The organism is Aldersonia kunmingensis (assembly GCF_001646865.1).
Lineage (GTDB): Bacteria > Actinomycetota > Actinomycetes > Mycobacteriales > Mycobacteriaceae > Aldersonia > Aldersonia kunmingensis.
In genome coordinates this window covers 1-9781 of record NZ_LRRB01000196.1, presented here as the reverse complement: position 1 = coordinate 9781, position 9781 = coordinate 1, and the positions used below count along the sequence as shown (strand labels likewise).

General features: G+C 63.0%; 10 protein-coding genes and 1 pseudogene. 8 read left to right on the top strand and 3 right to left on the bottom strand.

Annotation, left to right across the window (positions count from 1 at the left end; all coding sequences use genetic code 11):
- Positions 1-58: 58 nt before the first annotated feature.
- From A8G08_RS14850 to A8G08_RS14820, 7 genes and pseudogenes are all read left to right on the top strand, one after another.
- Positions 59-496: a hypothetical protein gene (locus tag A8G08_RS14850; RefSeq protein WP_068275394.1), complete on the top strand. Its 438-nt coding sequence runs from the start codon at positions 59-61 to the stop codon at positions 494-496.
- A 22-nt stretch (positions 497-518) separates the two neighbouring features.
- Positions 519-1577 carry an NAD(P)H-dependent amine dehydrogenase family protein gene (locus tag A8G08_RS14845; RefSeq protein ID WP_068275391.1) on the top strand — a complete coding sequence of 353 codons (1059 nt, stop codon included), beginning with the start codon at positions 519-521 and terminating at the stop codon, positions 1575-1577.
- An 8-nt stretch (positions 1578-1585) separates the two neighbouring features.
- Entirely contained in the window at positions 1586-2644 is a 1059-nt protein-coding gene (locus A8G08_RS14840) for an NAD(P)H-dependent amine dehydrogenase family protein (protein WP_068275390.1), read from the top strand.
- On the top strand, positions 2641-3066 hold the full coding sequence (locus A8G08_RS14835; RefSeq protein ID WP_068275389.1) for a VOC family protein: 426 nt from the start codon (positions 2641-2643) through the stop codon (positions 3064-3066). Before A8G08_RS14840 ends, A8G08_RS14835 begins: the two co-directional genes overlap by 4 nt.
- A 59-nt stretch (positions 3067-3125) precedes the next feature.
- The gene (locus A8G08_RS14830; protein WP_068275386.1) at positions 3126-4352 is read left to right on the top strand and encodes a cytochrome P450; all 1227 of its coding nucleotides are present in this window, start codon (positions 3126-3128) and stop codon (positions 4350-4352) included.
- Positions 4352-4933 (top strand): isomerase, encoded by a 582-nt coding sequence (locus tag A8G08_RS14825; protein ID WP_068275383.1) that lies wholly within the window; start codon positions 4352-4354, stop codon positions 4931-4933. The genes A8G08_RS14830 and A8G08_RS14825 overlap by 1 nt, the downstream gene beginning before the upstream one ends.
- A 23-nt stretch (positions 4934-4956) precedes the next feature.
- A pseudogene (locus tag A8G08_RS14820) lies at positions 4957-5418 on the top strand (SDR family oxidoreductase); the annotation flags it as partial.
- 66 nt (positions 5419-5484) lie between these two features.
- Here the strand turns inward: A8G08_RS14820 and A8G08_RS14815 are convergent.
- On the bottom strand, positions 5485-6090 hold the full coding sequence (locus A8G08_RS14815) for a TetR/AcrR family transcriptional regulator (RefSeq protein ID WP_068275381.1): 606 nt from the start codon (positions 6088-6090) through the stop codon (positions 5485-5487).
- A 222-nt stretch (positions 6091-6312) separates the two neighbouring features.
- Here A8G08_RS14815 and A8G08_RS14810 point away from each other — a divergent pair, with 222 nt between their 5' ends.
- Positions 6313-8523: an MMPL family transporter gene (locus tag A8G08_RS14810; RefSeq protein ID WP_068275378.1), complete on the top strand. Its 2211-nt coding sequence runs from the start codon at positions 6313-6315 to the stop codon at positions 8521-8523.
- 241 nt (positions 8524-8764) lie between these two features.
- Here the strand turns inward: A8G08_RS14810 and A8G08_RS27795 are convergent, their stop codons facing one another.
- Positions 8765-9103: a hypothetical protein gene (locus A8G08_RS27795; RefSeq protein WP_068275375.1), complete on the bottom strand. Its 339-nt coding sequence runs from the start codon at positions 9101-9103 to the stop codon at positions 8765-8767.
- A complete protein-coding gene (locus A8G08_RS27790) occupies positions 9100-9288 on the bottom strand; it encodes a hypothetical protein (RefSeq protein WP_068275371.1) in 189 nt (62 codons plus the stop codon). Before A8G08_RS27790 ends, A8G08_RS27795 begins: the two co-directional genes overlap by 4 nt.
- Positions 9289-9781: the final 493 nt, after the last annotated feature.

Sequence of the window (9781 nt, the reverse complement as noted above, 5' to 3'; positions counted from 1 at the left end):
TGCACACGGTCAACCGCGAAATCTTCACTGATTGAATGCCTTCCAAGGAGCTTGAGCTGTGACTTCATCAACAACTCCTCCCGTCGAGGAAAAGGACCCGGCCGCCGACCTTCCGCCGGGTACCACGCCGTACTACGCGCGGATGCACAAGTACATCAAACGCGCCGTGCTGGTGTGTCTGGTCGCCCTCGTCATCGAGGGAGCATTCACTCTGCCCTTCATGGCGATCTACTACGGCTTCCCGACGCTGAGCCTTACCGAGATCTGTAGCGAACTGCTGAAAGTCCGGTACTCCGACGACACACTCGAGTGCAAGGTGCCCTACCCAGCGTTTGGTCCCCCGGAAGGGGCGGAGGGCAAGGACACCGCGCAGGACGAGTGGGGTATTCAGCCCGTCCCCGGGTACAACCGGCTCGGCTTCCGCGAGCTGGTGCGCATCCACGAAGAGCGTGAGGCCCGCGAAGCCGCAGGTCAACAAGGTACCGAGGGTCCATGACAAGCCAACGGTCAGCACTGTCATGACCTATCGAATCGTCCAGTGGACGACCGGCAACGTCGGCAAGCGCTCGGTACGCGCGGTGGCGATGAATTCGACAATGAAATTGGTCGGGTGCTACGCGTGGTCGGAGGGCAAGGTCGGCCGCGACGTCGGCGAGCTGTGCGGTATAGAGCCGCTCGGTGTGACTGCGACCAACGACGTCGACGCGCTACTGGCGCTTCAGCCGGATTGTGTTGTCTACAACCAGATGTTCGCCGACCTCGATGTGATGATCCGGATACTGCGCGCCGGCATCAACATTGTGACCACCTCCGAGTTCATCACCGGTCATTTCTTCGGCGCGGACCGCGACCGCATCGCCGCGGCCTGCGCACAGGGTGGTTCGACGATCTTCGGCAGCGGGATCAACCCTGGTTTCATTCAGCTCTTCGCGATCGTGTCGGCGGGGTTGTCGGAACAGGTGACCAAGGTGTCGGTCGTCGAGGCTATCGACACCACGATCTACAACTCGCCCGCCACCGAAAAGCCGATGGGGTTCGGATATCCCATCGACCAACCGGACCTCGTGGACGTCACCACGAACGGATCGGCCATCTTCCGCGACGGGGTGTTGTTGATCGCCGATGCCCTCGGCGTCGTGCTCGACGACATCCGCTGCGACGTCGAGTACGCGCAGACCACCGAAGATCTCCACCTGCCCGGTGAATGGACGATTCCGAAGGGCCATGTCGCGGGCGTGGATGTCGGCTGGAAGGGAATCATCGACGGCCGCGAAGTGATCGAGATCCGTGGCCGGTGGCGCAAAGGCCAATCCTTGGACCCGGACTGGGAACTCGACATGGGATACACGGTCGAGGTTCACGGCACCCCGACCATCAAAACCACCATGAGTTTCCTCCCACCGGCAGACTTCGTCGGCGAGAGCCTCGACGACTACATCACGTTGGGGCTGTCGATCGTCGCGATGCCGGCGATCACCGCGATACCTGCGGTCGTGGCGGCACCACCCGGTATTGCCACCTACAACGATCTGCCACTGCTGCTCCCCCGCGGCGTGCTGGTCACCAACCCACGCTAGGAAAAGTGATGTCGGAGAGAAGATATCGCGTCATTCAATGGATGACAGGCGACGTTGGGCGGGTTGGGGTCCGGCACTTCGCGGAGAATCCCGTCTACGACCTCGTCGGAGTCTTGGTGCACACCGCCGAGAAGGTCGGGAAGGACGCCGGGGAGATCGTCGGCGTCGCGCCCACCGGCGTCATCGCGACAGACGACATCGATTCGATCATCGCGCTCGACGCCGACTGCGTGTTCTATACGCCGATCATCATGGACGTCGACACTGTCTGCCGCCTGCTTCGATCGGGCAAGAACGTTGTCACCACGAGCGGGTTTTTCCATCCCACAGAAGACTTTGCCGAGTACGGCGAGAACATCCGCGCCGCCTGCCGTGAGGGCGGAACCTCCTTTCACGGCAGCGGCATTCACCCCGGCTACGCGGGCGACGTCTTGCCGCTGACGCTCGCCCGGGTCATGAGCAGGATCGACACGATCCGGGTGTACGAAGTCGTCAATGTGCTTACCGACGCACCAACCGATCACATCGAGTGGATGGGTTTCGGCAAGGACAAGGAGAAGTTCCTCGCCGAGCCAACAATTTTGGGGCTGGGACTGCCGTTCTTCGCCCAGTCGATGTACATGATCGCCGACGGCCTCGGGGTGACCATTGAGAAGGTGACCGCCGCCGACGTGAAGGTCGCAGTCGCGACGACCGACATCCCCCACGAACTCGGACGAATCCCCGCCGGAATGGTTGCCGCACAACACCACGAGTGGACAGCGTGGGTCGACGGCAATCCGCTCATCGTCTTTCACGCGATCTACCTGACCGCAGGTCCGGACATGCTGGAACCGGCATGGGAGTGGGGCACGACGCGCTACCGGATAGTGATCGACGGTGATCCCCCGACCGAACTCACACTCCAAGGAGTCCATCAACCCGACGGCACGATGGCCCACCCCGGCTACGACTGGACGGCGATGGCTGCCATCAACGCGATACCCGATGTTTGTGAGGCCGCCCCGGGCTGGATCACCCAGCTCGACCTGGGCATGGTCCGCCCCCGCGGATTGGTGCGCAAATGACCGGAACCGACTCGTCATCGCGACTGCACCACGTGACCTTCGCCGTTGCTCCGGAGCGCCTCGATGCTGCGACACAGTTGTTCACCGAGCTCGGCTTCACTCTCCACGCAGGCGAACTCACCGAGGCTGGGTTGCGCATCCGCCTGGACTGGGACCGCGGAATCGAGATCATCAGCCCCATTGCCGGATCGACTGCATCGGTCGCTGCGTCGGTGAACGACTTCCTGGACAGTCACGGCGACGGCGTCTACACCGTGGTCGTACAGATTCCGGAGGCGCGCAGCGCCGAGTCCATCGCCGAACGCTACGGCGCGACCATCACCTACCGCCTCAACGTCGCGGGCGAAGGTAGCCACGTCGAAGAAATCAAGATGTCCGTGCTGGGCCTGCCGGTGACCCTACTCGACACGAACGTTCCGTAATCCCCTGGAGGTTCGCCTACAAGTGCAGCTACCTATGCCACGCGATCCGAAGGGTGGTCATGACCATAGACACCGCGAAGCCGAGTGTGTTCGACGCCGGTCTCCCGACGCTGCAATACGACATCACCGACACTCCCCAACAGATCTACCCTCAGTTTCGGGCGGCGCAGCGGGAGGCGCCGGTCGCACTCGGACCGATCGGGCCCGAGGTGATTGCGTACGACCTTGCTCGGACCGTGCTCGGTGATCCGCGATTCGGCATCCCTCCCGGCATACACCTGACCGCACACGGCATAACATCCGGTGAGTTGTGGGACAGAGTGACTCGCAGCATCCTCTGCATGGAAGGCGACGAACACCGCCGGCTGCGCAGCCTGGTATCGAGGGCGTTCACGCCGCAGGCGACCGCGCGGATGGACGAGACCATCCATACGGTGATCAATAACCTCGTCGATGCGGCCGACGCCGACGGCAAGTGCGAATTCGTCGAAGACATCGCCAGGCCGTATCCCATCCCCGTCATCTGCGCCATGCTCGGCGCTCCGCCCGAGGACTGGAAACTGTTCTCCAAGTGGGCAGAAGACATCTTCAAGGTGGTCAGCTTCGACATCAACCTCACCGAAGAAGAACCCGCTGTGCTGCAGGCCTGGGATGCGTTCGACGACTACATCGATCAGATGATCGCCGACCGGCGCAATCGGCTTACCAACGATCTACTCTCCGAGCTCGTTCGCGCAGAGATCGACGGCGACCGCCTCGATGCCCGCGAAGTGCGGATGCTGGCTTTCAGCATCCTGGTCGCCGGAACGGACACCACCCGCACACAACTCGGTGCGTCGATGCAGGTGCTGTGCGAGCACCCGGAGCAGTTCGCATTGCTTCGAGACCGACCCGAACTGGCGATGAACGCCGTCGAGGAGACGATGCGCCACTCGCCATCGATGTGCAGCACACTCCGCAGCGCCGCCGAGGACGTCACCATCGGTGAGTACACCTTTCCTGCCGGAACATTCATCCTCGTCAACACCTATGCCGCCAACCGCGATGCCACTGTCTACGACGATCCGGAGCGCTTCGACATCACCCGCGACGGCCCGCCGCCGATCCTGACATTCGGCGGTGGTGCGCACTACTGCCTCGGTGCGAACCTGGCGAGACGTGAACTCTCCGAAGCGTTGAAGATCCTTGCGCGCCGGATGTCCAACCCTCGAGTCGTTGGGCCTGCGCCCTGGAGACCGTTACTGGGAATGAGTGGCCCGAAAAGTCTGCCGATGGAGTTTCGCTGATGCCGTCCTACAAGATCGACCCGGACGTCCTGCACAAGATCGCCAAGCGGGTTGTCGTCACGCCGTTCGACGGTGGCGAGCGCATCGCGCGAGCCATCGAGTCGCTCGCCGATGAATACCCCGACCTGATCGATCCCGCGGCCGGTCGGTGGGTTGGCAGCAAGGCAGGCGGAATCCTCGGCAAGGTCCGTTTCCTCTACTTCAGCCCGCGGGAGTACGTCGTCATCTTCGGCTCGCCCACTGGTACACAAGGGTTTTCGGGTCGCTACAAACGGGTCGATATCCACAAGTTCCTGATCGCCGGCCGGATCGACTCCTACGACATCGAATCCGACGAAGTGCAACCGACGACCCTGCTACCCGGTGAACACATTTGCCTCGAGAAGGGGCGAGCCAGAGGACTCACCATCCACCCAGGCTCCTGGCATATCGAGTACGGCCGCGGCACCGTACTCACAACGCTGCCCTTCGCGATGGTGGACACACTGTTGCTGTCATTGGAGTTCGAGTCCGTGCGCCGATCGACGGTCGAATTCGCCAGGTTGATCGGACGGCGATTCTGCCGACGCCCGACGCAATAGTGCGGCGGCATTGACGAACGTCCTTTCGCGATGTCATGGACGTCAATGTCACCGGCACATGGAATGCCGTCATGGCGGGCGCCCAGAGAATCATTGACGGCGGTCGCGGCGGGTCGATCATCCTGATCAGCTCGGTTGCGGGAATCAAGATGCAGCCATTCATGATTCACTACACCGCAAGCAAGCACGCCATCACCGGAATGGCCAAGGCCTTCGCCGCAGAGCTCGGTAAACACTCGATCCGGGTGAACAGCGTTCACCCCGGCCCGGTCCTCACCCCCATGGGCTCGGCCGAAATGGCCGCCGAGATCTCCCAGGCGAGCGAATCCAACCCCCAACTGGCCCATATGCTTACACCGTTCCTGCCGTCCTGGGTTGCCGAACCCGAAGACATCGCAGACACGGTGTGCTGGCTCGCGACGAACGAATCGCGCCTAGTCACGGCCATGGCGATCGCGGTCGACCAAGGTTCCACCTCGTACTGAACCTGGTGCGACGACGTCAGTGAAGTTGGAACCCGCATCCGCGACCGAACTGACCACTCGCCTCGGTCATGGCGCGACCATCCCGTGCAGGGAAGTCGCGACGAACTGCTCGAGAATCGGTGTGCGCAACGCCTTGTCGTCGGAAATCGTGATCAACAGGCCGTAGAGACCCAGCAGGAAGAAGACCCCGAGATGAAACGATTCGGTCCTGCCGTTCGTCTCACCTCGCTGCCGGGCCCGCTCGATCTCGTCCACCACCGCCACGACAATCGGGTGTTCTGCCCACTCTTCGGCGGGCGGGCGGCTGGTCGAGAAGTGCAGTGCCAGAAAATCTTTGAACAGTCTGCTACCAAGACGCCGTTCCAAGTCCGTCACAACCGCGACCGTTTCGTTCAGCACGGCCTCGAGGTTATGGTCGCCCTTCAGCGACTTCCCCAGCTCCGCGACGATCCGCGTCTCTTCGCGCCGTTCGAGCTCGACGAGGACGTGTTCCTTGGTCGGGAAATGGAAGTAGAAGGTGCCGTGGGCGACGCCCGCAGACGAGACGATCTCCCGCACGTCCGCCTCCGCGAGGCCGGCGCGCTTGAACTCGGCGACCGAGGCACCAAATATCCGCTCGCGAGTCTCCCGACGTTTGACCTCCCGTTGGGAAGTCCGTTCCCTTACCGTCATCGATGATCTTTCTGCCACATCGGCTGACTTTCGTCAACGACCAACGAGCAAACACCCAGATCGGCGAAATCAGAAACGAACCGAATGATGGGCCGCTTTCAAGGTTACATGCTGCGATCGAGGCGAACCCGCAGCGGCGGATCAACGACGCAGTTGCTGAAAAGAGTCATTGACTAATGTCAGGGACAGGACTACAAATCTCAGCATGGAGACGACGTAGCCGTGGCACGGCTGCTGTATCGGATCGGCCATTTCGCGTTTCGCCGCCGATTAACAATGCTCGGATTGTGGGTACTGCTACTGATCGCCGCCGGCTCGCTGACTCTCGCGGCCAAGCCGTTCCACACCGACTACTCGGTGCCGGGGACCGGAAGCGCGCGCGCACAACAGATTCTCGACGAGAAGTTCCCGGAATTGATCGGCAGCGAAAGTACAGCCACGGCGAAAATCGTCGTCCATGCACCGCCGGGAACGACGCTCGACGACCCGGTGAACTCGGCTCGGATAGACGCACTCATGGCGGAGCTGCGCCGCGTCGATCGCCTCGCCGCACCCGAGCGACTACTGAACCCGGTCGCGATACCACTCCTCGCACACCAGGTCAGCGCGGACCGCACCATCGCGTATCTCCCGCTCACGTGGGCCACGACCTTCGACGACATTCACAAGCACGAGATTGCGGTTTTCCAGGACGTGCTCGAGCGCAGCACCGCCAACGGCCTGCCCGCCGAAGCGACGGGCACGCTCTACAGCGGGCAACGCGTCGACGGCGCCGCGGCCGAGGCCATCGGCTTCGGCGTCGCATTGATCGTGATGATCATTGCCTTCGCCTCGGTTGTCGCAGCGGTCCTGCCGATCGTGACCGCGCTGTCCGGCATCGCTGTCACCGTCTTCCTGCTCACTGGCGCAACCGCGCTGATCAGGATGGATGCCGCATCGCTTCTGCTCGCGACCATGATCGGCATCGCCGTCTCGATCGACTATTCGCTGTTCATCGTGTCGCGCTACCGCGACGAAATGAGCCGGACAGACGACCTGAACATCGCCGCCGCGCGGGCGGGTGGTACCGCGGGAACGTCAGTGGTCTTCGCCGGGTTGACCGTGGTCATCGCGCTCGTCGGATTGCGGATTGTGAACAACCCGATGATGACCATGCTCGGCTTCACTGCTGCGCTGGCGGTTGTCATGGCGGTCCTCGCCGCGACCACATTGCTACCCGCGCTGCTCGGTTTGCTCGGACGTCGCGCATTCGCACTCCGGATCCCGGGTCTGCACGCAAGCGATATGGCACGCGACAAGCCCAACAACGGCAGTCGGTGGGCACGTTGGGTTCTCGCGCATCCGCTCATCTCGCTCGTGGTCCCGGTCGCGGCCCTGGCGATCATCGCCTTGCCCGCGCTCCGTCTCGAGATCGGACTGGACGTGGCGACCGCCGAGCAGCGCACCGCAATCGCCTGGCTCGACGAGGGCTTCGGCCCCGGGTTACGCGGGCCGCTCGTCGTTGCCGTGGACGCGGGCAGTGCCGCGCAACCCACCGCCGTCTATCAGGACCTGGCAAACGACATCGCGGCACTCCCCGACGTCGGAATGGTCGCACCACCGCAGGTCAACGCGGACAGAACCGGTGCGCTGATCTACGTCATCCCGGGGAGCGGCCCAGGTGAGATGCCTACCCGCGATCTCGTGCACGCCATCAGGGAACTCGATCCGGGTACCGGCATGACATTCGGCGTGGCAGGCGAGACGGCGATACTCGTGGACCTCGGCGATGTGATCCGCAGCGCCCTCCTGCCTTATCTCGCACTCGTCGTCGGAATGAGCTTCCTCGTGCTGATGCTGGTGTTCCGCTCCTTGCTGGTGCCGCTGATCGCAACTGTCGGATTCATGCTGTCGATCGCGGCGACATTCGGCATCACGGTCGCCGTCTTCCAGCAAGGATGGTTCGAACTGATCGATCATCCGAAACCTCTGGCCAGTATCGTGCCGATCTACCTCATCGCGATCGTGTTCGGCCTCACCCAGGACTATCAGATCTTCCTCGGCACGCGAATGCGCGAGCACTATGTGCGCGGCCCGCAGACGCACGAAAGTGCCAGAACAGCAATCATTGTGGGCTTCCAACACGGTGCGCGGGTGGTCTGCTCGGCCGCTCTGGTAATGATCTCGGTCTTCGCCGCGTTCATGCTGCTGCCCGACCCGATCACCAAAACGATGGGCTTCGCGCTGTCCGCGGCGATCGTGTTCGACGCGTTCGTCGTCCGGCTCACCATCGTGCCGGCAGTAATGGGCCTGGTGGGCAAGCATGCGTGGTACCTGCCGCACTGGCTCGATCGTATTCTGCCCAACGTCGATATCGAGGGCACCAGCCTGGACGACCTCAGCGATGACCACACGAGATCCTCCGAGCCCGTAGCGGCCTACTCGAATACGTGACGCGGCGATGCGTTCGGCACACGCATCACCGTCGCTGACATGGCCGCGCGCCACGACCGGCGACCCTCGGCAGCACCCCGCGCCATCTCGCAAGAATGGCTCAGCGACCGTGTTCAGGATCCCGAGATGGCCGGCACTTGACTAGTGAAGATCGGTGCCCGAGTGGCGTCCACCGCCGGTGGTCGCGAATACCGTTGTCACGCGGACCGTCCCACGCCGACCGACGACGCATTCGCAAGCCTCACCGATCGGGTCCCACTAAGTCTCCGGCGACGGGCCTCGCCAAGCCATGCGCGCGTTGAGCCATATCGACGATGAACGGCTTCGGGGGCTGCCAGACGTCGCGGTCCTCGAATGGCCATGCGTAGGTGAGGGCTTCGTCGCGGATGCAGTCCAGCAGGCCTGGCGCTGCCAGCTCATGAGATGACCACTCATAGAGCTGCTGCACTCTCGGGATGATCACCCCGTAGTCCAGGAGCCGGCCGAATCCGAGCTCGGCATCGAGGTAGAACCGCACCCCCTCGCGGAGTGGGTACTCGTCGGGAAGCACGCGCGAGAGCTGCAGGAAGATCCCAGTCATTCCCAGTCTCGGGTCACCCAGGAACGGAGCGAGAGGACGTAGCCAGGCCAGCCAAGCGAGATTCGGGGAGCCGCGACGAGCGCGTGACTGTAGAGCACACGACACAACACGACGTTCATGAAGAAGCGCTCGGCCTCATTCTCGGCCCCCGCCAGGTCGCGGTGCTCGAGGTAGGCAGCGACCACGCTCCCGTTGTGCGCCCGATACCAGGCGCGAGCGGTCGGGTAGGAACGGCAGATGCCGTGGGGCCTGGCCGTACGGGCCGTAATCCGCCGCGCTGCATCAGCGCGATCCGGCCCGCCGGATCGTCGCGCACGAAAGCGATCTGCTGCTCAGCCCAGGCCGCGGCACTAGCCCCAGCACTCACCACGACATGATCGCACGCGCGACCACGAGACTGGCTCATCGTCTCGAGACTCACCGGGGGTTGATTCGATGCGTCCAGTCGGCTTGGTCTTCGTCTGTTCTGGTGTCACCGAATCGAACGGATAAAGGAGTGGTCATGGTGAGTGTCGACAAGTCTCAGGAGTCAGAGGTGCGGGCTGAGCAACCATCGTGCTGCAGTGTGCAGAAGCAGTCGACGTGTTGTGACAGCACCGAGAAGTCGACGTGCTGTGGTGCGGAGGCCACGGCGGGTGGGGGGTGCGGCTGCCAGTCTTGATCTTCCCCTGAATGCGC